The sequence below is a fragment of the Victivallis lenta genome (assembly GCF_009695545.1).
GTDB classification, from domain to species: Bacteria; Verrucomicrobiota; Lentisphaeria; order Victivallales; family Victivallaceae; genus Victivallis; species Victivallis lenta.
Window position 1 is genome coordinate 1 of record NZ_VUNS01000034.1, and the last position, 24,970, is coordinate 24,970.

General features: G+C 61.8%; 21 protein-coding genes and 1 tRNA gene. 15 read left to right on the top strand and 7 right to left on the bottom strand.

The features are described from left to right. Window positions 1-47: 47 nt before the first annotated feature. Together FYJ85_RS20075 and FYJ85_RS20080 are read right to left on the bottom strand one after the other, a co-directional pair. A complete protein-coding gene (locus FYJ85_RS20075) occupies window positions 48-716 on the bottom strand; it encodes a hypothetical protein (RefSeq protein WP_154420514.1) in 669 nt (222 codons plus the stop codon). Window positions 717-735: 19 nt separating this feature from the next. Then, window positions 736-1,380, bottom strand: coding sequence for a YagK/YfjJ domain-containing protein (locus tag FYJ85_RS20080; RefSeq protein ID WP_154420515.1), 645 nt, complete (start codon window positions 1,378-1,380; stop codon window positions 736-738). Window positions 1,381-1,617: 237 nt separating this feature from the next. Between FYJ85_RS20080 and FYJ85_RS20085 the strand changes: the two genes are divergently transcribed. After that, window positions 1,618-1,944, top strand: coding sequence for a hypothetical protein (locus FYJ85_RS20085; RefSeq protein ID WP_154420516.1), 327 nt, complete (start codon window positions 1,618-1,620; stop codon window positions 1,942-1,944). Window positions 1,945-2,096: 152 nt separating this feature from the next. Here the strand turns inward: FYJ85_RS20085 and FYJ85_RS20090 are convergent. The 5 genes from FYJ85_RS20090 to FYJ85_RS20110 all read right to left on the bottom strand — a co-directional run bounded on the left by FYJ85_RS20090 (window position 2,097) and on the right by FYJ85_RS20110 (window position 10,472). Beyond that, a tRNA-Arg gene (locus FYJ85_RS20090) sits at window positions 2,097-2,172 on the bottom strand. A 501-nt stretch (window positions 2,173-2,673) separates the two neighbouring features. After that, a complete protein-coding gene (locus FYJ85_RS20095) occupies window positions 2,674-5,169 on the bottom strand; it encodes a PA14 domain-containing protein (protein ID WP_154420517.1) in 2,496 nt (831 codons plus the stop codon). Next, window positions 5,169-7,481, bottom strand: coding sequence for a DUF5060 domain-containing protein (locus FYJ85_RS20100; protein ID WP_154420518.1), 2,313 nt, complete (start codon window positions 7,479-7,481; stop codon window positions 5,169-5,171). The genes FYJ85_RS20095 and FYJ85_RS20100 overlap by 1 nt, the downstream gene beginning before the upstream one ends. After that, a complete protein-coding gene (locus FYJ85_RS20105; RefSeq protein ID WP_106051673.1) occupies window positions 7,478-8,791 on the bottom strand; it encodes a YihY/virulence factor BrkB family protein in 1,314 nt (437 codons plus the stop codon). Before FYJ85_RS20105 ends, FYJ85_RS20100 begins: the two co-directional genes overlap by 4 nt. A 1-nt stretch (window position 8,792) precedes the next feature. After that, window positions 8,793-10,472: a glutamine--tRNA ligase/YqeY domain fusion protein gene (locus FYJ85_RS20110; protein WP_106051671.1), complete on the bottom strand. Its 1,680-nt coding sequence runs from the start codon at window positions 10,470-10,472 to the stop codon at window positions 8,793-8,795. 311 nt (window positions 10,473-10,783) lie between these two features. Between FYJ85_RS20110 and FYJ85_RS20115 the strand changes: the two genes are divergently transcribed. The 14 genes from FYJ85_RS20115 (at window position 10,784) to FYJ85_RS20180 (ending at window position 24,879) form a co-directional block, all read left to right on the top strand. After that, entirely contained in the window at window positions 10,784-13,150 is a 2,367-nt protein-coding gene (locus FYJ85_RS20115; protein ID WP_154420519.1) for an alpha-L-rhamnosidase-related protein, read from the top strand. Window positions 13,151-13,155: 5 nt separating this feature from the next. Continuing rightward, complete coding sequence (locus tag FYJ85_RS20120) at window positions 13,156-13,962, top strand: alpha/beta hydrolase (protein ID WP_106055657.1); 807 nt, start codon at window positions 13,156-13,158, stop codon at window positions 13,960-13,962. Window positions 13,963-14,001: 39 nt separating this feature from the next. Next, the gene (locus FYJ85_RS20125; RefSeq protein ID WP_106051667.1) at window positions 14,002-14,691 is read left to right on the top strand and encodes a zinc metallopeptidase; all 690 of its coding nucleotides are present in this window, start codon (window positions 14,002-14,004) and stop codon (window positions 14,689-14,691) included. A gap of 67 nt (window positions 14,692-14,758) precedes the next feature. After that, window positions 14,759-15,220 (top strand): hypothetical protein, encoded by a 462-nt coding sequence (locus FYJ85_RS20130; RefSeq protein ID WP_106051665.1) that lies wholly within the window; start codon window positions 14,759-14,761, stop codon window positions 15,218-15,220. Continuing rightward, window positions 15,217-16,224, top strand: coding sequence for a bifunctional heptose 7-phosphate kinase/heptose 1-phosphate adenyltransferase (locus FYJ85_RS20135; RefSeq protein ID WP_106051663.1), 1,008 nt, complete (start codon window positions 15,217-15,219; stop codon window positions 16,222-16,224). The genes FYJ85_RS20130 and FYJ85_RS20135 overlap by 4 nt, the downstream gene beginning before the upstream one ends. A 47-nt stretch (window positions 16,225-16,271) precedes the next feature. Next, window positions 16,272-17,009 (top strand): 3-deoxy-manno-octulosonate cytidylyltransferase, encoded by a 738-nt coding sequence (gene kdsB, locus FYJ85_RS20140; RefSeq protein WP_154420520.1) that lies wholly within the window; start codon window positions 16,272-16,274, stop codon window positions 17,007-17,009. Window position 17,010: 1 nt separating this feature from the next. Next, entirely contained in the window at window positions 17,011-17,823 is an 813-nt protein-coding gene (kdsA, locus tag FYJ85_RS20145) for a 3-deoxy-8-phosphooctulonate synthase (RefSeq protein ID WP_106051659.1), read from the top strand. Then, window positions 17,807-18,325 (top strand): KdsC family phosphatase, encoded by a 519-nt coding sequence (locus FYJ85_RS20150; RefSeq protein WP_106051657.1) that lies wholly within the window; start codon window positions 17,807-17,809, stop codon window positions 18,323-18,325. Before kdsA ends, FYJ85_RS20150 begins: the two co-directional genes overlap by 17 nt. Window positions 18,326-18,343: 18 nt before the next feature. Beyond that, window positions 18,344-20,890: an LptA/OstA family protein gene (locus tag FYJ85_RS20155; RefSeq protein ID WP_154420521.1), complete on the top strand. Its 2,547-nt coding sequence runs from the start codon at window positions 18,344-18,346 to the stop codon at window positions 20,888-20,890. 116 nt (window positions 20,891-21,006) lie between these two features. After that, window positions 21,007-21,750 carry an LPS export ABC transporter ATP-binding protein gene (gene lptB, locus FYJ85_RS20160; RefSeq protein ID WP_106051653.1) on the top strand — a complete coding sequence of 248 codons (744 nt, stop codon included), beginning with the start codon at window positions 21,007-21,009 and terminating at the stop codon, window positions 21,748-21,750. Window positions 21,751-21,802: 52 nt separating this feature from the next. Then, window positions 21,803-22,159: a ribosome hibernation-promoting factor, HPF/YfiA family gene (hpf, locus tag FYJ85_RS20165; RefSeq protein WP_106051651.1), complete on the top strand. Its 357-nt coding sequence runs from the start codon at window positions 21,803-21,805 to the stop codon at window positions 22,157-22,159. A 105-nt stretch (window positions 22,160-22,264) separates the two neighbouring features. Beyond that, window positions 22,265-22,600: a NifB/NifX family molybdenum-iron cluster-binding protein gene (locus tag FYJ85_RS20170; RefSeq protein WP_158703667.1), complete on the top strand. Its 336-nt coding sequence runs from the start codon at window positions 22,265-22,267 to the stop codon at window positions 22,598-22,600. An 85-nt stretch (window positions 22,601-22,685) separates the two neighbouring features. Beyond that, a complete protein-coding gene (locus FYJ85_RS20175) occupies window positions 22,686-23,513 on the top strand; it encodes an Mrp/NBP35 family ATP-binding protein (RefSeq protein WP_177995004.1) in 828 nt (275 codons plus the stop codon). Between the two features lie 4 nt (window positions 23,514-23,517). Further along, window positions 23,518-24,879 carry an MATE family efflux transporter gene (locus FYJ85_RS20180; RefSeq protein WP_206213349.1) on the top strand — a complete coding sequence of 454 codons (1,362 nt, stop codon included), beginning with the start codon at window positions 23,518-23,520 and terminating at the stop codon, window positions 24,877-24,879. The last annotated feature ends 91 nt before the right edge of the window (window positions 24,880-24,970 follow it).

The following is a 24,970-nucleotide window of genomic DNA, read 5'->3' on the forward strand; positions in this document are numbered from 1 at the left end:
GTTCAGATCCCTGCTGGGACAGGGATCATATCGCCCCATTTACGGAACTACAGCGACAGGTCGTCATCGAACTTGAGATGATGGAACGGATGCCTGACCAGATCGATCAGCTTCCGGAACTGCTCGCCGTTGCGTATCCGTGACTTCAACTTCGGAAGGAGGTTGAGCCTGCGCCAGTCTTCATCGCTGAACTGGTCAAGGCACGGGCAGTCCGTCAACAATTCAGCGGAACTGTAAAGGATGCTCCACCACATTGGCTTCGTGAACTGTTCCTGACAGGGGCAGTTATACCAAATGCCCGGATTATGCTTGACGACCCAGAACCAGTCTCCCAAAGTGAAATCATGCATATCGATATCTGTGCTGAAATAACTGTCACTTGCCAGTAATCCGCTCCTTACAGCCGGATGATCCGGTATTTCGCAGTAATGGAGCAAAGTCGGTTGGTGTTGTAACAGTCGTTGCCACTGATGCGGGGTGAAATCTTTCCAGCACGTACACCGCCATGCAAGCGACTGCTGCTTCTCAAGAACGATGAGCCACTCGTCCGGGGTAAACTCGGAGAATGGACAGAGTTCCTGAAGCTCCGGGTGTCGGGAGACGATGCGTGCCCACTGCTTCGGAGAAAGCGGAGCGGAAACAGATGGCTCTTCGGGAGTAAAAGCTGCGCAGTTCCATTCCAGATCGAGGAAGACATTCAGTTCTTGTTCGGTCATTGCGATTTCCTTTCATTGGTTATTTGGGGATGCGGGACGAGAATACTTCCCGCTGGTGCTTGGGTGAGGAATCTTTCTGGTTGACTTTGGCAAGGTAGCTGCAACGTCGGAAACACTGATCGTATTGGCTGTTGTAGTTCGGGTCATCCTTGCGGAGCATGACGCCGTTCTCCTGCGGTTGACCTTGCCGGTTCCTCATACAATCGTCAATCAGTCCGTAGCTGGTTGCCCGTCCTGCGTCATCATGCTTCGGTGACAGGTTCAGCGTCTTCTCCCACAACCGTTCTGCCGTCTGGATGTGATCGTGGATGCTTTGGGTCTTATGTCCGTTCATCATCAATGCAACGTGATAATGCTGGTGTTTCTCTCGGGAACACTCCCGGACTGCGATATACGCCGGGTCGTAACCTGCTCTCTTACGGTTTTTGATGAAGGTCTCTTGAAACTGGCTGAAGAGTTCGTTGTCATTCGGATGCCCGTAGCCTTTGGGGAATCGGACATCATACCGCATGAAGTAGACTTTGCTGTGACGGCTGCTCATATCGGTCATGATCTGATCAATCTTTTGCAATATCGCTTCTTTACAGCCAAGCTGTTTCTCTTTGTCGGTCATGATAGGATGTCCCTGATATTGCTCCTCGTAGGTGATTCTTTCATTTCTCATGCTGCTGTCTCTCTTGCTTACTGTTTATTCTGTTTCTCTTTGTGTAGGGATGAGCCCCCTGTGATGTCTAAAGCCCTCACAGGGGGCTCATATAGGTACTACCAATTAACCTGCCTTTGATAGCGTGAAACATGCCTGCTGACGCAGGAGCTTTCGATCCGCGATCTCCTGCGTAGCGTAGATGGCGCTTTGACCGGATTATTCCCCCGCATAAGATGACGGAGATAAATAAATGATATGTGCAAGCATAATTTCACGCAGAACAGCGGAATCTCAGAGCGCGGGAGGGGGCAAACTCACAACGAAACAGAATCATCTCATTCAACGGCTTCGCTGATTTTCATCCTGTTTATGCAGGGAGTTGGATATTTGAGAAGTAAGTTTTTACCGGGTTGTGCTGGTCTGGGTTCAAGGATGGTTTATGCAAAATCCAAGTTGAACTTTGAATTTGCATCGTTGGCAGGGGAGGGGGGATGTTCTTTCAAAGGAGAGAACAGAGAGAAACAGTGGAATTGTTTGGGATTTTCTTTCAGACATTCTGCGGCTGGTGCAGCCCTGCTTTGAAAAAGAGCACGTTACAAATGGAATAAGAACCAAAATGATGTTCTAAAAATGTTCTAATTCGTGTTCTAAAAGCAATAAAAATCAGCTTGATTCAGGATGAGGCAGAGAAGTTGGTTTTGTGTTGCTTCTTGCTTGAAATTAGGGAGTTAAAATGGTAGCCCGGGCGGGAATCGAACCCACGGCCAACTGCTTAGAAGGCAGCTGCTCTATCCTCTGAGCTACCGGGCCATTATGACTGTATATAAAATACCTGCAACTTCATTTTTTTCAAGCGGAAAGCAATGGATATCTGCCGATTTTATCCGGTCGGCGTTTTTCAACGTACTGCCGTGGTGTTGGACGGCGATCCGCTTCTGACATTCGGAACTCCGGCCGGCCGAAATGCCATGGACGGTCAGGGCCTTCGGCAAGTGGGCGGAGGAGGACCCTTTTTACGGGGATTCCGTTCCCGGTTCGGGCTGTACGGTTTTCTCTCCGCCGCTTCCTGTTCGGGGTCCGGAGGCGTCTCCTTTTTGCTCTTCGCTGATTCCGCAGTACGCCCTTCTCACCGCAAGCGTCATGAGAAGCTGGACGATCAATGCCGTCAGGCCGAGCGATTCGGCGACCGGCAGGAAAACACCGTCTGGCTGCGGAAGAGATTCCCGAACAGCGTCATTGCGAGAAAGAACCCGGCTTCTGAATCTCCGCCTTGAGCTGGCCGAACAGACGGGATTTTTTTCCGGCTTGTCGTCAAAGCTTCCGTTTCAGCACGTCGAACAGCGGGGTCAGTTCGCCGGCGGTATGAGTTGTTCGCTCGGCTCCCGCTGCCGGGGCAGGGGAGGCCTGGAGCGGCTCCAGCAGCTGCACGTCATACTCCCGCGCCAGACGGCGCAGGGAGTCGAGCAGTCCGCCCATCGCATCCTCCTCGCCGGAAGCCGCCGGACCCGGCGACAGATAGACGGCGTGAAGCTTGCGGTTCGCCCGGAGTTTTTCGAGCAGGACCGCGATGTAACGGTCGCGCATCCACGGCTCGAGCGTCCCCATATGGCGGAGGCACGGCAGGATGAGCACGGCCCGGTCCGCATCGCTGGCGGCGATCCGGTCCAGCAGCCGGAACAGGCTCGACTCCAGCGGATTCTCGGAGTCGTCGTAGGGGACGAATTCGACGGTCTGCTTTTGGGCCTTGAACGCTTCGGAGGCCGTCTCCGCGACGCCGTCGGCCGCTTCGCCGATCACCAGCAGGCGGCGGTACGGAATCAGCTCTTCCCCGATTTTCCGGGGCAGCTCCCAATTCCGGATGTCGCTGAGTTTCGGGCGGCGCAGCACCAGAACTGCGCCGTCTTCTCCCGCGAGCTCTTCAAAATTGCGGCCGGAAGCCACCTGCACGATCGTCAGGCGTCTGCGGTCGAAGGTGAAGCCGGTGATGGCGAGCTCCGCATCAAGCACCCTCTCCTTCGGCGCGCCCTCCTTCGGCGGAGACGGCGGGAGCTCGATCGCATCCTTGCGGTAGATGTCCGCAGCCGCGCGGTTGAACCGTTCATCCGGCTTGCCTGCGAGACGGATGGTCCGTTTTTCCGCATCGGCGCCGTCCAGCCGGACGGCGAGCTCCGCCTCGACCTCGAACGGCAGCCGAGAGACGGTTTCTGCCATGACGGAAAGCGTTTCGTCTTCGTAGACGACCGCCGGAGCCCAGAGTCTCAGCGACAGGTCCGGGCGGAGTTCAACCAGGTCGGCCCGGTAATCCGGACGGAGGACCGGCAGTTCCGTCTCCGGGCGCTCCTTCAGCCGGAAAGAGAGCTGCTTCTCCGGCTCATCCGGCAGGACGACCGTCGGCGGCAGCTCCGATATGGGGCGGCAGGCGCCTTCTCCGAGGCGCCACTCCAGCTGCTCCGGCGGCGTCTGGAACTGGAAGCTCTCGATCGGAGTGCTCTCCCGCTTGCCGGTATACAGCAGATAGTGGCTGCGGCGCGCGAGGAGCGGGTAGTTCCGTTTTTCACGGTCCGCCAGCTCTTTCGGAATCCCGGCGCGGGCGGGAGTGAAATGTTCGGCCGCCAGCAGCTCGAATTCCCCCGTCCCCGCCGGCCGCATGCGGGCGGTCAGTTGGCCGTAGCCGCTGTTGAGCCGGTAGAAGAGGTCGAATGGAACACTGCCCTTTTTGAGGCTGATCCGGGCAACCTCCCGGGTCGGCGGCTGCGAGCCGTTGGCGTCGGTTCTCCGGATCAGGATCTGTCCGTTGAGGCGCATGACCGCAAGCGAGTTCGACATCAGCTCGAATTCGTACTCCCCGTCGGCCGGCACTTCGAGGAAGCCGGAAAAGCGGGCGGAGTAGTGCTCCTGCGTCTCCGGCGGCCGGACCAGCAGCTGCACTTCGGTTGCGATGAAGGTGCGCGGATTCCGCCAGCCGGCCATGCCGAGCAGGTTGTTTTCGGCGCCGAACACCATATCCTTGCGGGCCTGCGCGTAGAGGTTTGCGATCCGGGTCTGCTCCCGCTTGATGTAGGCGAAGTGATTCTTCATATGCTGCTGCCAGGAGTAATTGAAGTACTGCATCCGCTGAATGCGCGGCCGGCCGGTGAGCTCGGCGAACGCGCTGATCCGCTGATTGCGATTCTTTGTCACGAGCCGCTTCCACTGGTTTTTGCGGTTTTTCCAGTATTGCGGGAATTTCGGAACCCAGGGAACCGTCTCCACTCCCTGATACCGCTGGCGCAGGATCATGTAAGTCCGGTTCGGAAAATTCCGGACGTGCCACTGATTCTGGCGCTCGATTTCACGGTTCCGCCAGTCGAGGAACTCCTCCGGTGTGCAAGGCCGGTTCCCGCCCCAGTAGAAAGCCAGCAGCAGCCGCTGGGCGGGGGGGCGCACTCCGGATTCCGGCTTCCAGGTGTCGGCCGGCTGCTTCTCCTTGAAGCCGAAATAGATGTCGAACGCCTTCGCCTTGGGCGCTGGCGCGATGGAGAGCGAATAATTGTCGTGGAACTGGAACGGAACCGGATTGCCGGCGTCGTCGAACACCCGCACGCCGTTCTCCGGCAGCACCGGCAGCACCTGGCGGCGCATGTCCACGCTGGTCGCTTCTGCCGGGAGTTCCGGTTGTACGCTCAGCCGGTACTCCGCCTCGGGAACCAGCCACTTCTTTTCCGGCGCCGGGGCAGGGGAGGCTTCGCCGGAGCCGGCGCTTCCGGCGGCCGATGCCGCCAGAAGGGTGCAGCAAGCGGCGGCGACGAGGATGAATTTGTTGCGCATTATTTCTTCTCCCGCTCGAGTTTGAATGCCAGGTCGATCCGGAACGGCGGCGCGGTCAGCACGACCGGTTTGCCCGCTTCGACCTTGACCGTCCCGGAGGCGACCTCGCGGCACGGCAGAGTCGAAAACCAGCGGAGACGGTATTCGCCCGGCGCGGGCAGCGCGCTCTCGAGCCTGATCGAAACCTCCTTCACTTCCGGGAAGGCGGCCGGGTCGGCCGGATAGCGCTGTGTCGCTGCCCGGTTGTAGAGCCAGCCGTAAAATGCGTCCGGCGCGGCAAGCGCCAGCGCCTGGTAGGTCTGGCCCTTCGGCGGAGCCGGAACGGTGACCGCCGGGGAGAGCAGGTAGTCGAGCTTTTCGCTCCGCAGGTCGATGCCCTTCAGGTAATCCGCGAACGCGCGGTAGTGGTCGTAGTGGTCGTTGAGATGGACGAAATCGTGCCACCAGAGGAACGGGGTTCCGGAGAGCCGGGAGAAAAGCGACCCCCACAACCCGGAGTGGATGTCGCCGAGGATCTGCTCCGGCGCGCTTCCGTTCGGATTGCCGCCGAACTCCGTGATGAGCTGCGGCTTGCCGTGATTCTTCATATGGTTGCCGTAGTCGCGCAGATGGTCCGCGAAATGCATGTCCGGATTCCGGTAGGCGTCGCCGGCGATATGGGTGATGGCGGGCTGCTGGAACAGCTTGATCAGGCCGAGCAGATTATGGAATTCGCTGCAGATGTGCGTACTGACCGGCCAGCCGATCTGGGAGTAGCCGCGCAGCTCCTCCGCCGCCGCCTGGTGCCACTTGAGCGCACTGCCGTCCGCGTAACGCTCGCGCATCTGGGAAGTGAGGTCGACTTCGCTCCAGAGCTCGACCGCCATGATGTTCGGCGTACCGCCCCAGCGCGCCGCGATGTAGCGGGCGCGCTTCGAGTTGTTTTTCATGGCCGCTTCGGAACGGAAAAACTCCGCCGGGTCCGAGAGGAAGCCGCCGTTTGCAGCGGCGTACTCCGCCCTGGCGTTGATCGGGTTTTCGCGCCACTCCGGGTCGGAGCTGTCGGAGAGACGCCCGTGGTTGTCGATGATGAGATTGATGAAAATGCCGTTTTCGCGGGCTGTGTCGATCACGTGGTCGAGCCGCCAGGCGGCATCGGTGTTGTAACGGCCGACGCCGTAGTAGCCGCTGCGCCCGGCGTCGTGTTCGAGCGCCATGGTCCAGCCGGCCATCCAGACCTCGACGGCGTTGATTCCGGCCTTGCCGCACGCCGTGAGATAGTCGTCGTAGTCATAGGTGCCGCGGTCCGGCAGGTGGCCGAAATTGAAGCCGATTTCGCTGCGGCGGTCCGTATTGGTGTGGATGTTCAATCCGATCGGGAAGAAGAATTCGCCGCTGGTCAGCTCGAAAAATCCGTTGTTTTTCGCCGAGACCCGCACTGCCCCGGGGAGGTTCGAGGCCGCAGCCGAGAAGCTCCGCCACTCCGAAACCGTCTCCTCCTTCGCCATGCGGTCGTTGACGACGAGCCGCAGCTGATAGTCGCCGGGAACGAGCGGCGTGAACCGGATCTCCCAGAAGCCGGAGCCCTCCGGACGGATGATTTCGCGCGTGAAATGGCGCGTCCGCGTGTAATCGCGGGAGTAAAAGCCCGGGTAGCGTTTGACGTTTCCGTCCGGTGTTTTCAGCTCGAAATCGACCGTCACCTCATCGGGATCGTACGGATTGAAGAATTCGCGGTCGAGCCGGAACCGGCTGTCGACCCGGCGGTTCACCTCTCCGAGCGGCGGCAGCTTCCAGTCGCGGATCGAGAGCGGCTGTTTTTCGCGCTCTCCCGCAAAGCGGAGATTCCGGCATTCGAGCGTGAAAGTCCTCGTCTCGCTGCCGTAGACGGAGATTCCGGCCGAAAAGATCTGCGTGGCGGCTTCGGCGTCGAAGACCGCGCCGTGACCGACGCCGCGCCAGTTGCGGCCGGAGCGGTCGAGCCGGACGCCGATTTTTTTCCATTCGCCGGGTGTGAAACTGAACTCTTCGATGCTCTGGAACCAGAGCCCGTCCTTATTCTTGAAGAACACCACGCCCTTGACCGGTTCCGGCGTGTCGGCCTCCACTTTGATCTCCATTTCGAGCGACTGCGCGTCAAACGCGGCCCGCTGCGGCCGGAAAGTCAGCCGGTCCGGCTCGCGATAGAGCTGGGCTCCTCCCGGAAAGCCGACCTCCATTTTCGGTTCGCCGGGTTTCAGCAGCTTCGCGCCGTCGGCGCGCCAGATGCCGTCGGCGGCGGAGAGAATCAGGGTGAACGCAAAGGCGGCAAGGACCGGGAGAAAAAGCTTCATGACGGATCGATCTCCTTGAGCGGAAGGTTGCCGGGACTCCGGGACGCATCCCGGTCGATGGTTTTGAGACTGCGAATGACCCTTTCGAGAGCGGGCGTATTGCCGGTGGGAGGATTCACGAGGCCGGATTCGCCGAGTCTGCCGAGAGCGTCGCAGATCGTGTAATGTTCGGACGGATGCCCCGGCAGGTAGCGGTTGTCGTCGAGCCCTTCGAGCTTGTAGATGACGCCGGCTTCGACAAGCTCGTCGAGCATCGAAAGCGTCAGCACCTGCGGCAGCGGCAGCGTTCCGAGCAGCTCCTCTTCTTCAACCGCTCCCCCGTCCCGGTCGAAGGTCCGGAAGATTTTCCCGAGAATCAGCAGCTGGTATTCGCGGCGCAGTTTCAGGCTCAGCTTTTCCTTGCCGAGCCGGTCGAAGAGCCCGCTGCCGATGTGCTGGTGGATGAACGACACCTCCGCCCCGAACAGCGCGATCTGCCATGAGAGTTTGAGCCAGACGAGGAACAGCGGCAGAATGGCGAAACTGCCGTAGATTTTGTTGTAACGGTAGATGCTGGTCTGCAGGATGATGAAACCGTCCTGGAAGAGCTGGAACAGCAGCCCGCCGATGATTCCGCCGAGAATCGCCGAACGGAACTTGACCTTCGTATTCGGCGCGATGAAGTAGATCAGCGAAAAGGTCACGCAGATCAGCAGCGGCGGGAAGATTTCGGACATCAGGCTGAAGAGCGCCGTGCCCGCCGTGCCGAGGCGTCCGCCGTCGTCCAGAAGCTTCCGGAGCACCGGCCCGGCGCTGGACAGCACGATGATCAGGAACGGCGTGATGAGGATCAGCGACAGATAGTCGCTGAACCGGCGGAAGAGATTCCCCCGCGGCGGCAGGTTCCAGATCGCGTTGAACGATTTTTCGACATTGTTGACCAGCCACATGACCGTCCACAGGAGGACGATGACGCCGGCGCCGGCGATGATTCCGCCCTGGGTCTGGCGCAGCGTCGTATCGGCGAACTGGTAGATCCACTCCAGGATTTCACGCTGGTTCGCGAGCTTGTCCACAAGGATCTCCTGCAGCTTTTTCTGCAGTTCGAACCCCTTGGCGATGCCGAAGGCGAGCGCCAGCATCGGCACGACCGCGAAGAGCGTGTAATAGGTGAGGGCAACGGCGCGCAGGCTGTTCCGGTCCACCGTGTAGCGCAGTCCCGAAATCCAGAGCAGCCGCGTGAGCTTGCCGACCGGACCGAGTTCCCGATACGAACAGTCGGAGCCGGTCACATAATGGACGAACAGTTGTTTCAGCCTGCCGCTCTGCATTCTATTTCCCCTGCTTGTTCCCCCACGAATCCTTCAGCGTGACCGTGCGGTTGAAGACCGAGCGCCCCGGCTTCGAATCCGGGTCGACGCAGTAGTAGCCGCTGCGTTCGAACTGAACGCTGCTGCCGGCCGGGAGGCCGGCCGGGGCGGGCTCGATCAGCGCTTCGACGATTTTGACCGAGCCGGGATTCAGCTGGGTCAGGAAGTCGGCGCCGTCGGCGCCGGGCTGCTCGACCGTGAAAAGCCGGTCGTAGAGCCGCACTTCCGCCGGGATCGCGGTTTCGGCGGAAACCCAGTGGATGGTTCCCTTGACCTTGCGCCCGTCAGGAGCTGAGCCGCCGCGCGTTTCGGGGTCGAAGGTGCATTTGAGCTCGACGACGTTGCCGTCCGCATCGGTGACCGCCTCTTCGCATTTGATGAAGTAGCCGTAGCGGAGCCGGACCTCGCGGCCCGGCGCAAGCCGGAAGTAACCCTTGACCGGTTCAAGCATGAAGTCGCTTTTTTCGATATAGAGCTCGCGGGTGAAGGCGAGCTTGCGGCTGCCGGCGGACGGGTCCTCCGGGTTGTTGACCGCGTCGAGCTCCGGCACTCCTTCGGCCGGATAGTTCGTGATCGTGACTTTCAGCGGGTCGAGCACGGCGAGATAGCGGGGAGCAGTGGCGTTGAGCTCCTCGCGCACGCAGTGTTCGAGCAGCGCGATATCGGTCAGCGCTTCGAACTTGGTCACGCCGACGGTCCTGCAGAGTTTCCGGATCGCCGCCGCCGGGATGCCGCGGCGGCGCATCCCGCAGATGGTCGGCATGCGCGGGTCGTCCCAGCCCGAGACGTGATGTTCCTTCACGAGCTGCAGCAGCTTGCGCTTGCTCATGACCGTGTAGGTCAGATTCAGCCGGGAGAACTCGGTCTGCACCGGCGGATTCTTGAAGTCGAGCGCCTGAAGCACCCAGTCGTAGAGCGGGCGGTGAATCTCGAACTCAAGCGTGCAGAACGAATGGGTGACCCCCTCGAACGCGTCCTCGAGCGGATGTGCGAAATCGTACATCGGGTAGATGCACCACTTGTCGCCGTGGCGGAAGTGGTGGACGCGGCGGATCCGGTAGATGACCGGGTCGCGCATGTGGATGTTCGGGGAGGCCATGTCGATGCGGGCGCGCAGGACCATCGCTCCGTCTTCGAATTCACCGGCTTTCATGCGTTCGAAAAGCGCGAGGTTCTCCTCGACGCTGCGGCTGCGGCCCGGGGACTCCCGGCCCGGCGCGCTCAGGTTGCCGCGGTATTCGTCCCATTCGTCGGGGGAGAGGTCGCAGACGTAGGCGAGGCCTTTCCGGATCAGCGTCACCGCGCACTCGTACATGCGCTCGAAATAATCGCTCGCATAATAGAGGTGTTCGCCGAAGTCGAAGCCGAGCCACTTCACGTCGTTGATGATTGACTCGACGTATTCGGTGTCCTCCTTGGTCGGATTCGTGTCGTCGAACCGGAGATGGCAGCGGCCGTTGTTTTCGGCGGCGACGCCGAAGTCGAGGCAGATCGCCTTGGCATGGCCGATATGCAGATAGCCGTTCGGCTCGGGAGGAAAGCGGGTGATGACTTTCCCGCCGTTCTTATTGCTGCGCAGATCCTCCGCCACGATTTCGCGGATGAAATCCAGCGGGGCGTTGTTTTCGGAATTTTCCGCCATTTTTACTTGTCTACTCCAGAAAAATATTGTTGAATGCAAATCATATAACCATATCGACATGAAAACGTTCCGTCGAACTTCATTGTCGGGGCGCCGTGTAAAATCCGGGATTCATCCGTTCTGCTCCGTCTTAGCCAAAAGAGATAACTTCGAAATTAACATACCACGTCCGTGGTTTTTTGCCAGTCTCCGGCTGTGATTTTTTGGCGGATTTATCTTGAATATCGCCGGGGAAAGATGTATTTTACCGGAATGCAGGAAAATAATGCGGTTCCGGCAGGTTGGCCGGAACCGACAGGAGGATTTTCGATATGGCGAATTTCAGGCGCGTGACGGTCGGCCGTCTTCCGTTCTGGCGGCGGCAGGCGATCGGCAGCTGGGTCGATGCCGGCGTCTGGCCGGCGAAGTGGATCGCGCTGCCCGGGGAGCCGGAAGCGGCGCGGACGGTCGCCTACCGGAACTGTTTCACTCTCGCCGCCCCGGAAAAATTCATGCTCGGCGTCTGCGCCGATGCCGTCTACCGGCTCTGGCTCGACGGCGAAGAGCTCGCGACCGGTCCCGAACTCGGCGATGTCGAACACACCTATGTCGATACGTATGAACTGGCACTCGAAGCCGGCCCTCATGCGCTGGTCGCCGCCGTTTCGAGCTTCGGCGGCCGCGGGCCCTATGCGAAAATCGAATTCCGCCACGGCTTTCTGGCCGCCGTCGACGGCGCCTGCGCCGCGCAGCTCGAGACGAATGCGCGGAACTGGCAGGCCCGCCCGGTCCCCGGGCACCGTTTCGCGCAGATTCCGGGCTGGCCCGGCAGCGTCGGGCAGGAGCTCATATTCGATGCCGCCGGTTACCCGGACGGGGTCGAGCGGGGGGAGGGGGACGGCTGGCTTCCGGTCACCGAACTCTGGCCCGGCGGCGATGCGGAGCTGCGCAACGAATTTGCGCCGCAGCCGCTGCTTTATCCGGCCGCGCTGCCGGATATGCTGGCGACTCCGGTTCGCGGGTGGACCATCCGTTACGCCGGTCCGGACCGCGGCCGTCAGTTCCGCATTGCCGACCATTGCAGTGAGGCGGCCGCCCGTGCCGAAGCGGAGCTGAAGGCGGGAGGACTCCGCGTTCCGCCGCATACGAAGACGAAATTCCTGATCGAGCTGGACGATTATTACTGCGTACGCCCTGAACTGGTCGTGTCGCGGGGGCGCGGGGCGCGGATTTCACTCGGCTGGGCCGAAACGCTGATGACCGAGGAGAAGGAAGTCCGCGCGAAAGGCTGGCGCACCGAATGGCGGGACCGTTATTTCTTCGGCATTTACGACCGCTTCCTGCCGGACGGCCGCGACGGAATGCGGTTTTACACCGCATGGTACCGGGCCGGACGGTTTGTCTCGCTCGAGATTGAGACGGCGGAGGAGGTGCTTCGCATCGACCGTCTGGCGCTGAACGAGTTCCGCTACCCGGTGAGCTTTGAGAGTTCGCTCGAATTCGACCGGCCCGAGCTCGGCCGCCTTGCCGCAATGGCGCGCCGGACGCTTGAGATGTGTTCGCACGACACTTTCATGGACTGTCCGTATTACGAACAGTTGATGTATCTCGGGGATACGCGGATTCAGGCGCTGCTGACGCTGGTTGTCTCGCGCGACGCCCGGCTGGTCGAAAAGGCGCTGCGGATGTTTGCGGCGAGCCAGCTCGAATCCGGGCTCATGCAGTCGCGCTATCCGTCGCGCATCCGGCAGATCATTCCGACTTTTTCGCCGTTTTTCATTGCGATGCTCGGGGATTACGCCCGCTGGCACGGCGGCCCGCTGGTCGCGGAGCTGCTTCCGGCCGCGCGGCGGGTGACCGATGCGTACGAGCGCTGGATCGGCGTCGACGGGCTGGTGCGGATTCCGCGCAGCTGGAACTTCGTCGACTGGACCGGCTGGCCGATGGGCGTGCCGCCCGAAGCCGACGGCGGCGCGTCCGGAATCGTCAATGCGATCCATCTGTACGGCGTGTCGTCGCTGGCGGAACTCTATGAACTGACCGGAGATGCAGTGATGGCGGACTATTTCCGGACCCGCGCCCGCCGGCTTTCTGATGCGGTCGTGAAGGCGTTCTGGCGCCCGGAACGGGGGCTCTTCGCCGATACGGCGGAGGGGAATGAATATTCGGAGCACATGCAGGCGATGATGCTGCTCGCCGGAACGCTGCCGCCGGAGATCGAAGAGGCGTGCGGCCGCGCGCTCTGCGAAGCGGAAGATCTGGTGCGGGCCACGGTCTATTTTACCTTTTATCTGTTCGAGGCGTACCGGAAGCTGAACCGGCCGGATCTGTTCGACCGCCGCCTCGATGTGTTCCGGGAGATGGAGCGTCTCGGGCTGGCGACGCTGCTTGAGGAACCGGAACCGAGCCGTTCCGACTGCCATGCCTGGAGCGCGCATATTCTCTATCACTTTTACGCTTCGATGCTCGGTGTCCGGCCGGTCGGATTCGGATTCCGCGCGGTCGAAGTCCGGCCGCAGCTTCCGCCGGGACGGACGCTGAAGGGCCGGGTCGTTCACCCCGCCGGCGGAACCGTCGAAGTCGAAGCGGGACCGGGCGGCGCGACTGTCGTGCTGCCGCAGCATCTGTCGGGAACTTATTATGCGCCGGACGGGCGGGCGGTCGCCCTGAACCCGGGGCGCAATGAAATCAAAGGATGAAGAAAATGGAAACCATCAAACTCTGGAACCATCCGGAAAGCGCGAACACCGGGAATCCGGCCGACGACTTCGAGCCGTATTTCGAAACCTATCTGCTGGACAAATCGCAGCCGCTGCGCGGGGCGGTCGTCGTCTGTCCCGGCGGCGGCTACTCCTGCCGCGCTCCGCACGAAGCTGCGCCGATCGCGCTCAAGTTCAACGAGCTCGGGTTCCACGCTTTCGTCGTGCACTACCGGGTCGCGCCATACCGCTTTCCGGCGCCGCAGCGCGATATTTTCCGGGCGATCAAGCTGATCCGCAGCCGGGCGGCGGAGTGGGGCGTCGACGCCTCGCAGATTGCCGTGCTCGGCTTTTCGGCCGGCGGCCACCTGACGGCCTGTGCCGGAACGCTCTTCAACGAGATCGACGCGAATGCCGGCGATGAAGCCGACGCATATCCGCAGCGGCCCGATGCGATCATTCCGTGCTACCCTGTGATTTCATTCAGCAAGTGGGGGCATTCCGGCAGCGGCATCAACCTGCTCGGCGAGCGCCTGGGGGATCTCGGGGAGCGGTATTCGCTGGAAACGCGCGTGACGCCGGAGACGCCGCCGGCGTTCCTCTGGCACACCGCGACGGACGGCTCGGTTCCGATCCGCAACTCCATGGAGTTCGCCACGGCCTGCTGGAACAACGGCGTGAAGGCGGAGCTGCACGTGTTTCCGGAGGGGCCGCACGGCATCGGGCTCGCGGCGGATTATCCCGATGCGAAGCGCTGGCCGGAGCTGGCCGCGACGTTCCTGAAGACGACCTGCGGCTTCACGGCCCGGTAATTTCCGGCGCGGAACCCGACGGTAGAAGAGGAGGTCTGTATGTTTTTTGATCCTGTTTACCTGTTGTTCGTCATGCCCGGCATTCTGCTCGGGCTCTGGGCGACCTTCAAGACCCGGACCACGTTCGACCGATATTCGCATGTCGAGAGTGCGAAACGGATCACCGGAGCGGAGGCCGCGTCCCGGCTGCTGTCCGGCGCCGGAATCCATGATGTGCGCATTGAGGAGACGGACGGCTTTCTTTCCGATCATTACGATCCGGCCGCGAAGGTTCTGCGGCTGTCGCCGGGCGTCTACCGTTCGGATTCGATCGCCGCGATCGGCGTGGCCTGCCACGAGGCCGGCCACGCGATCCAGCATGCGACGAGTTACGGGGCGCTGGGATTGCGCAGCGCGCTGGTTCCGGCCGTCAACCTGGCGAGTCCGGGAGCGTATATCTTTTTCTTTGCGGGGTTCCTGCTGCACATGCAGCCGCTGATCTGGATCGGCATTGTCTGCTTCGGGCTGGCGGTGCTCTTTTCTCTGGTCACGCTGCCGGTCGAATACGATGCGAGCGAGCGCGCGAAGAAGCTGATGGTTTCGTCCGGCATCGTCTCCGGCGACGAGGCGAAAGGCGCATCCGAAGTGCTTTCGGCCGCGTTCCTGACCTACGTCGCCGCTGCCGTGACTGCGCTGCTGACGCTGCTTTATTACCTCTACCGCTCGGGGCTTTTGAGCCGGCGGGATTGAAAAACACGTTCCGGCGTGGTATATTGAAACCGTAAATCAACGCAACGAGCAAGAGAAGAGGTTCCGAGTGGCTCAGCAAATCACTTATTCGGCAAAGTTCAAGCGCGATTATGTCGCGGCGTCGGCGGTTGTGATCTTCATCGCGATCGTTCTAGCTGAAATCGCGCTCGCCATCAGCATACCAGCCTACCTGAAGCGGGAAAACGCCATGGCGCTTGAGGTCCGCAGGCTGCAGCTGCTCGATTCGTTCGACGGCGCGCGCGGCATGTCGGAGAAGCTGAAACCCAAAGGCGGCGAGACGGCGGAGCTGGAAGCCCGGCTGGTCGCCTGGGGACTCAACTCGCTTGCTCCCTATCTGCGGGAACACTCCGGCGCTCTGACTTCCGACGAGATCGCCGGTCTGCAGGCTTCGGTGACGGAGTTCACCCGGATCATGACCCGCCTGCGCGACCAGGGCGGATTCTGCCGCGAGCAGACGCTCGACACCGCGATCTATCTGGAGCCGCTTCTGCCGGAGGAGGCCCGATGAAAACTCCGTCGCTGGCCGAAATCATCCGGTCCTTTCCGGAGCGCCGGATCGCGGTGCTCGGCGACCTCATGCTCGATGTCTATCTCTGGGGCAGGGTCAGCCGGATTTCGCCGGAGGCGCCGGTGCCGGTGGTGAATGTCGTGAACCGCACCTGCTGTCTCGGCGGGGCGGGCAATGTCATGCGCAATGTTTCGACGCTCGGCGCCCGCGCGTTCGCTTTCGGCGTCGTCGGCCGGGATCAGACCGGGGATGAACTCTCCGGCGAACTCGGCAGGCACCGTATCGGCACGGAGGGCGTCCTGCGCGACGATTCGCGGCGGACGACCGAAAAGCGGCGGGTCATCGCCGGCGCGCAGCAGCTGCTGCGCGAGGATTATGAGGATGTTCATGCCGCGTCGGACGAAATCCGCCGGGGCATGGTCGACCGGATTGCCGGGCTGATTCGCGGCGGCGGCGTCGATGCGGTCATTTTCGAAGATTACAAGAAGGGACTCCTGACCGGCTGGATGCTCGAGGAGCTCGTCGCCGAGGCCCGGAAAGCCGGAGTGGTGACCGCGCTCGATCCGAAGCCCGGCAGCGTCGCTCCCGTGAAGGGGATTTCGATCATGAAACCGAACCGGTCGGAGGCGTTCGCGCTGGCCGGCATGGCCGATACTTCCGAGGCGGTTCATCCGCTTGAAGACCGGAATCTGGCCGAGGTCGCACGGCGTCTCCTTGAAACGTGGGAACCGGAACATCTGCTGATTTCGCTCGCTTCGCAGGGGATGGCCCTCTTCGGCCGCGACGGCGGGGTCGACGTGATTCCGACCCGGGCGCGGGAGGTGTTCGACGTTTCCGGCGCGGGGGACACGGTGACTGCGACCTTCACGCTTTCGCTGGTTTCCGGCGCGACGCCGGTCGAAGCCGCCGAGCTGGCGAACCGCGCGGCCGGCGTCGTTGTCGGCAAGGTCGGAACGGCCCCCATTCACTATGAGGAACTTGAAAAGGCTTTGGAAGAGGCCTGAAACCGGGCGGCCGCTTCCCCGCGGCTCCCAAGATAAGGATGGAATTCATGAGTCAGGATCGGGTTGCGGTGGTGATTCCATCGCGTTACGCGAGTTCGCGTTTTCCCGGCAAGCCGCTGGCGATGCTGTGCGGCAAACCGATGGTTCAGCATGTGTATGAGAAGGCGGCGGCGTCGACGGCGGATCTGACCGTGGTCGCGACCGACCACCAGGCGATCTACGACACGGTCGCCGGGTTCGGCGGCCGGGCGGTCATGACGGCGGAGTCGCATCCGTCCGGGACGGACCGGATCGCCGAGGCGGTTTCCCGTCTCGGTGAGAAAATCGATATCGTCGTCAACGTCCAGGGGGACGAACCGCTGATTCCGACTTCGGTTATCGATGAGCTGATCGTCATCATGAAGAGCGACCCCGCCATCGAAATGGCGACCGTGGCCGTGCCGGGCGACCGGAACGGCATGACCGAAAACAATGTCAAGGTCGTGTTCGGCAGCGACCGCTTCGCACTTTATTTCAGCCGTTCGATGATTCCGTTCCTGCGCAGCGGCGGGGAGGAGGCGCCGGTCTATCTGCACTGGGGCATTTACGCGTACCGCAAAAGCGCGCTCGACCGGTTCGTTTCGCTGCCGCCGGGGAGGCTCGAAAACTGCGAAAAACTCGAACAGCTTCGGGCGCTGGAGAACGGAATCCGGATCTACGTGCTTCTTTCGGAGCTCGAGAGCATCGGAATCGACACGCCCGAAGACCTGATCCGGGCGGAAAAGAAACTGCGGGAGGGCAGGTGACATGGAAGAGGTGAAGGTCGGCAATGTCGTTTTCGGCGGCGGCGAACTGGTTCTGATCGGCGGCCCGTGCCAGGCGGAGAGCCTTGAGCTCTGCTGCGAGGTGGCCGGATATCTGCAGGGACTCTGCGCCGAAGCCGGCGTACAATATGTGTTCAAAGCCTCCTATGACAAGGCGAACCGCTCGAGTGAGGGCGGCGTGCGGGGGCCGGGGCTCAAGCGGGGACTCGAAATCCTGGCGGCGGTGAAGCAGCGCTACGGCGTGCCGGTCATCACCGACGTGCATGAGACGGTGGAGGTCCCGAAGGTGGCGGAGGTCGCCGACATCCTCCAGATTCCGGCCTTCCTCTGCCGGCAGACCGATCTGCTGCATGCGGCCGGGCGGAGCGGCCGGGCGGTCAACATCAAAAAGGGGCAGTTCATGGCGCCGGAGGATATGCGGGGGGCCATTGAAAAGGTCCGGGCGACCGGCAACGACAAGCTGCTGCTGACCGAGCGCGGCACGACGTTCGGCTACCATAACCTTGTGGTCGACATGCGTTCGCTGGTGACCATGCGTTCGTTCGGCGTGCCGGTGGTGTTCGACGCGACGCATTCGGTTCAGCTTCCGGGCGGACTCGGCAATGCGTCCGGCGGCCGCCGGGAATTCGTTTTCCCGCTGGCCCGGGCGGCGGCGGCGGTCGGGATCGACGCGCTGTTCACGGAGGTGCATCCGCGTCCGGACGAAGCCTTTTCGGACGGGCCGAATTCGCTCGATTTCAATCAGGTCCGGGAAATCTTAACTGTGGTGAAACAGCTTCATGACGCGATCCGATAAACTCAGAAAAATCAAGGCGGTCGTTCTCGATGTCGACGGGGTGCTGACCGACGGCCGCGCCGGATTCGGCGGTGAGAACGAAATCAAGTTTTTCCATCTGCGCGACGGACACTGGATGAAGCTGGCCATCCGGGCCGGGCTGAAAGTCGGGTTGCTGTCGGGCCGCGGGGCGAAGGCGAACCGGCAGCGGGCCGGAGAGCTCGGACTGTCGTTCTGCTATGAGAACTGCAAGGACAAGCTCGAGGCGTTCGAAAAAATGCTCGCCGAGCAGGGGCTTTCGGCCGAAGAGTGCCTTTATATGGGCGATGACGTCATCGATATGCCGCCCATGCGCCGCGCCGGTGTCGGGGTGGTTGTGGCCGACGGTGTGCCGGAGCTCGACGAAGTCGCTCTCTGGCGGACGGAAACGCCGGGCGGACACGGCGCCGTGGCGGAGGTGATCCGGATTCTTCTCGCCGGGCAGGATAAGCTCGACGGTGTTCTCGAACGTTACCGCCGCTGAACCGCGGCAGGGGGATTCATGAAAAAAATCGTAATGGCGATGGCGGTCGGGGCGATTGCGCTTGCGGCGTGGGGCGCGGCCGGCGGCCTTGAAGAGCTGCGCGGACTGGTGCTGGCCCACGCGAAGCTGCCGGTCTACAACAAGCAGACGCTGCAGATCATGGTCTTCTGCAACGAGGTCGAACGGCAGGGCAGGATGATGGTGGGCACCGATGCGGTGCTCGACCTGATCCGGCGCGATGCGGATGTCGATTCGATCCGCGACGGCTGGGGGCTCAGGCCGTATCCGCTCGATGCGAAGCTGCCGGAGGTGCTGAAGTTCTGGAGCGACCGGCTTTACAGCGACGGCGTCATCATTACCGCCCGGGCGGACGTGGATCAGGAGACCCGCATGGCGTACGGCGACGAACCGGTGTTTTTCCGCTCTCCGCTGCTGGATTTGAACGGCATCGGGTTCGAGGCGGATTTCGACAAGCGGACCGTTCTCGTCAAGGAGGATGTGAATATCGTGCTGCGCATGCAGTCGAGCGACCCTCGGGAGCTGCTGGCGCCGGGGGCGAAGCAGCCGGAGAAATACGAATTCGTCCGCGCTGTCTCCGACTCGATGCGGATCGACATGGCTAACAACCAGATTCTGCTGGTCGGCAATGTCGTGGTTGACGAGGACCGTTCGATCGTGAACTGCGACCGCATGACCATCTTCCTGAATCGGAAGGATGACGCGGCCTTGAAGGCGGCCAACGACCGGGGCGAACTCGGCAGCGGCTCGGATATGGGCGGTGTGAGCCGGGTGCTCTGCGACGGCAACGTCGTCGTTACGCGGAAGCTGTCGCCGGAGGAGATCGTCGAGAGCGGGGAGCAGAAGGCGTTCGCGGACCACCTGGTCTACGACCTCGCCATGGGAACGGTCACGCTGACCGGCGACCGGCAGCTGCCGGTCGTGAAGCGCGGCCGGGAATCGATGTCCGGCAGCACCATGACGCTGCATCGCGAGGAGCAGCGTGCGGTCATCAACGGAAAAAGCAAAGTCATTGTGATTCAGCCGCCGGAGAAGCCGGGCGACAAAGAGAATTTCATCACGGTTCATTCCGACGACGCCGAGTTCGATTATCTGCGCAACTACGGTGATTTCAAAGGCAACGTTGTGATCGACGATCCGCGCATGCAGCTGAAGTGTGCGAACATGAGAATCGACCTGAAAGAGCTGCCCGAGGCGAAGGCGGCGCTGCCGAAGGAGGCGGAGTCGACGCTCTCCGGCATGCCCTCTTTCGATGCCGGCAGCAAGCGGGAGCTGGACCGCGTCACCTGCACCGGCGGCGTCGAAGTCGTCCGCCGCGATGAGATGGGCAGGCTTCTTCCCGGGGAGCGCGGCTCCTCGAAGGAGGCGGTTTTCGATTATATGACCCGGATCATCACGATGACCGGGGACAATCCGACTCTGACGCGCAATGCCGATTCGCTCTCCGGCCGCGAACTGCAGATCTGGGTCGATGGGGAGCGCATCTGCGCCCGGGACGGCAGCAAGGTGGTGCTCGGCGCCCGTTCGGCCGGTCCGGCGCAGTCCGCCGCGGCCGCGGCGGGAGCGGGGCAGACCGTGATCCTTTCGGATTCCAGCGATCTGAACTACGGCGGGAACCTGCTGACCTTCAACGATAATGTGAAGGTCGACGACGCCCGGCTCAAGCTCGATTGCGACCGGATGGAGATCTTCCTGCTGGAGCAGAATCCGGCCGGGGCAAAAGAGAAGAAAAGCGCGGCGGATGTGCTCGAACTCGAAAACGGCGGCGACCGCAGTTTGTCGAAGGTGGTCTGCACCGGCCGGGTTCACGCGGTTGATCCGGGCAGCGATCTGCGCAGCGAGAAGCTGACGCTGACCTTCCGCCCGCAGGCTCCGGGAGCGCCTCCGGGCATGTTCCAGTCGGACGGCACCGAACTGGCTCTGATCGAAGCGGACGGCAAACTGGTGGTCGTCAACACGCCCGAGCCGGGAGAGCAGCAGCAGGCTGCCGCCACCGGAATCGGCCGGAATCTGGGCGGACTCATGAAGGGCGGCTCGGCCGGGCCGCGCACGATCAGCGCCGACCGCGGCCGGGTCGATTTCACGAAACATCTTTCGGAGTTTCACGGGAATGTCCATGTGCGGGACGACGAGAACTCGCTGAAGTGCGACGATATGTATCTCTATGCCGGGAAGCCCGCGGCAGGCTCCGGCAAAGAGGGAGAGGCGCCGAAGGCGGGGATCGACGACGACCCGTTCGCGCTGCCCGGTGCGGAGACGGTCCCGGCCCGGATCAGCCTGACCGATACGCTGGACCTGAAGCGGGTGCTCTGTCAGAACAACGTGCTCTTCGTCCGGCGCACGTCGGACGGGCAGGTTCAGCGCGCCGGCGGCCACCAGGCCGACTACGTCGTGGCGGACCGCGTCATGGTCGTGACCGGCGAACCCGGCAAACAGCCGTGGATGAGCGCCGAAGGGCGGCGCATGTACGCTGACCGGATCATCGTCAACGTCGAGAATGAAACCATGAACGCCGTCGGAAATACCTCGACGGTTGCGGAGAATTAGAGAAAAATTCAACAGGAACGGGATTTGAAGCTTGAACTCATCCGGGAATGTGATATACTACTTGTGCAGGCACACGGATGAGTCCTGTTTCGGAGGCGAGAGGAATCAACAGCATTATGAGTGAAAACGAAAGCGGCGAAGCGCTGGTCAGGGCGGACCACCTGGCGAAGAGTTATCATGGCCGCAAGGTGGTCGACGACGTCTCGATTTCGGTGCGCGCCGGTGAAGTCGTCGGTCTTCTGGGGCCGAACGGCGCGGGCAAGACGACGAGTTTTTATATGGTCATGGGGCTGATCCGCCCCGACTCCGGCGATATCCGTTTCCGCGATGTGGACATCACGCATATGCCGATGTACAAGCGGGCCCGCATGGGGATGGGCTATCTGGCGCAGGAGCCGTCGATCTTCCGCAAACTGACCGTCGAGCAGAACATCATGGCGATTCTCGAGACGCTGGCGATCTCGTCGGCGGAGCGGAAGAAGCGCTGCCGGGAGCTGCTTGACGAATTGGAGCTGACCCGGCTGGCGAAGCAGAAGGCGATGACGCTTTCGGGCGGGGAGCGGCGGCGGCTCGAGATCACCCGGGCGCTGGTCACGAATCCGTCATTCATCATGCTTGACGAGCCGTTCAGCGGCGTCGACCCGCTGGCGGTCTACGATGTCCAGCAGATCATTCTGCAGCTCAAGGAGCGCAATCTCGGGATTCTGATCACTGACCACAACGTGCGTGAAACGCTCTCCGTGGTCGATCGCGCCTACCTGATGTGCCAGGGGAAAATCCTGGTGGAAGGCTCCAGCGATTTTCTGGTCAACGACGAGCGGGCGCGCGAGATTTATCTCGGTCCGCAGTTTTCGATGTAGGAGGCTTCGGCCGGAGGAATTTCCGGCCGATTTACAGAGAAGGAGGTATTTTATGAATCTTAATTTAACCGGTCGTCAGTTCGACATTACCCCGTCCATCCGGGAATATGTGGAAGCCCGCATTGCGGCGGTCACCGAAGACAAAACGCTGAATATCACCAGTGTCAATGTGGTGATGGACCGTGAGAAAACCCGGTTCCAGACGAATATCGTGCTGAACTGCAAGTATCATGTGTTCGAAGCGACGGTCGAGGATTTCGATCTTTACAAGTCCTTCGACGCCGCGGCGGACAAAATCAACGTCCAGCTGACCAAGCTGAAGGAGAAGCTCCGCGACAACCACCAGGCTGAACCGCTGCGCGAGGCCGAGTCGAAGTCGGAGGCGGCTGCCGCCGATTCGGCGGAGTAACGTCCGCCGACAGACGCTGAAGCGGAGGCCCGGAGCGGTCTCCGGGTTCTCCGGCCCGGCCCGAATCTGACGATCCGGGCCGGTTTTCATGAAAGGAATACGGGTGTGATTATTGCGCTGGCCTGTGAAGGCGACCGGATTTCGCCGCGTTTCTGCCGCGCGTCGGAATTCACGATTTTCGAGGTGGAGTTCGGGAAGATCGGTTCGCCGGCCGTCGAAGCGCCGGGCGGCGAGGGGCCGGCCCGCTTTCTGCGCGACCGCGGCGTTGACCTGGTGATCTGCGGGCGGATCGGTTCCGCGTCGCAGCGCAGTCTGGTTGATGAGGGGATCAAGTTTTTCGGCGGCGTCTCCGGGCGGGTCGATCAGGTGATGGCCTCCTATATGGACGGCGCGCTTGAGCCGGCGGCGGATTTCAATGATTATGAGGAACTGCAGGGATAGCGGCGCAGACGAAAGACGCGTGACTGTGAAACCGGCGCGTTTTCCGTCTGTTCCGTCTTTTGGATTACGGAAAGGAATGATGCAAATGAGTTCGTGTTCAGGAAACTGCGGCAGCTGCGCTTCTTCCGGCGGCTGCGAGAACCAGATGGAAAACCGGATGAAGCATGTGAAGCAGGCCGTGCTGGTGCTCTCCGGCAAGGGCGGCGTCGGCAAGAGCACCGTCGCCGCTTCGCTGGCGGTCATGCTTGCGAAGCAGGGGAAGAAGGTCGGTTTGCTCGATGTCGATTTTCACGGTCCGTCGCAGCCCACGCTGTTCGGGCTGCAGCATGAGCGGCTCGAAGAGGGGCCGAACGGACTGGTCCCGGCCGAGGTTGCCGGGATCAGGCTGATGTCGGTCGGACTGGTGCTCGACAATCCGGATCATGCCGTGATCTGGCGCGGTCCGGCCAAGACCGGCGCTTTGAAGCAGCTGCTTGAGGAGACCGACTGGGGCGAGCTCGACTGCCTGGTCATGGATTTTCCGCCGGGGACCGGCGACGAATCGCTGGCCGGCTGCCAGCTGCTGCCGATTCCGAAGCGGGCGATCGTGGTGACGACGCCGCAGGAAGTGGCGCTGGCCGACTGCCGCAAGTGCGTCGACTTCTGCCGCAGGCTCGAGGTGCCGGTGATCGGCATTGTCGAGAACATGTCCGGCTTCGTCTGCCCGGATTGTTCGGCGCGTCACGAGCTGTTCGGGACCGGCGGCGGGGCGCGCCTGGCGGAAAAAGAGGGAGTGCCTCTGCTGGCCTCGATTCCGCTTGATCCGGCTTTTCTGAAAAGCTGCGATTTCGGCGAACTTCCGGCCGGGCTTGAAAAATCGTCCGCGGTTCGCGGCGAACTGGACAAAGTCGTCCGGGCGGTTGCGGCGGAGTAATCCCGTGAGTTCGGTTGACGCGGCCGAAAAGTTTCTGCTGATGACCCGCAGTCCGGTGGAACCGCTGATCTGCCGGCTGGCGGTTCCGACGATCATCAGCAATCTGGTCTCCACCTTTTACAACATGGCGGATACCTATTATATCGGCAGAATCAGCACAAGCGCGTCGGCGGCGGTCGGCGTGTCGTTCGCCCTGATGGCCGTGATTCAGGCGGTCGGCTTCTTTTTCGGACAGGGCTCCGGAAACAACATCTCGAAGGAGCTCGGGAAACAGAACGAGAGGAGCGCCGCGACGCTGGCCTCCGTCGGTTTTTTTTCGGCTTTGCTGGCCGGGTGCGTGATCATGGCGGCCGGGCTTCTGTTTCTGGAGCCGCTGGCCTGGGCGCTCGGTTCAACGGAGACCGTCCTGCCGTATTCGACCGCCTATATGCGGCTGATTCTGATCGGGGCGCCGTGGATGGCGGCATCGTTCGTGCTGAACAACCAGCTCCGTTTCGAAGGCAGCGCGTTTTACGGCATGATCGGGCTTGCGTCCGGAGCCGTTCTGAACATCGGGCTCGACCCGCTTTTCATCTTTGTGTTCGATATGGGCATCGCGGGGGCCGCGCTGGCGACGATCATCAGCCAGTTCGTCAGTTTTACGCTGCTGTTCCTCGGCTGCGCCCGCAGCGGGAACGTGCCGATCCGCCTCCGGAATTTCCGCCCCTCCTTCGCGTGTTACAGGATGATTGCGAACGGCGGCACGCCGTCGCTCTGCCGCCAGGGAGTCGCCTGCGTGGCGATTCTCGCGCTGAATACGGCGGCGCGGCCGTTCGGGGACGCCGCCATTGCGGCGATGGCGATCGTTTCGCGCCTTTCGCATTTCACGAACTTCATCCTGATCGGTTTCGGGCAGGGGTTTCAGCCGGTCTGCGGATTCAATTACGGAGCAAAGCTTTACGATCGGGTCAAGCGGGCGTTCCGCTTCTGCGTCAAAGTCACGGCGGTTTTTCTGGTCGTGCTCTCCGTCGCCGAATTCTTTGCGGCGCCGTTCCTGATCGAGCTGTTCCGCAGGGATTCGGAGGTGGTTCGCATCGGCAGCACCGCGCTGCGGCTCCAATGCCTGACGTTTCCGCTGGCGTCGTGGGTGACGATCAGCAACATGATGATGCAGACTACCGGGAAAGTGTTCCGGGCCTCTTTTCTCGGCCTGGCGCGGCGCGGCATCTTCCTGGTTCCGTTTGTTCTGCTTCTGCCGCCTCTGATCGGCATTCTCGGCGTTCAGGCGGCGCAGCCGGTGTCGGATCTGATCTCCTTCGCCATCGCGATTCCGCTTCAATGCAGCCTGCTGCGGGAGATGAGCCGCGAACAGGCCGCAAACCGCTGAACACAGGTTCGGTTTTTACAGGCCGATTATAAAAATACATCGTTCTCCTGTTGCGTTTCGCCGGAATCCGGAGTATAATTGACGGCAGGCA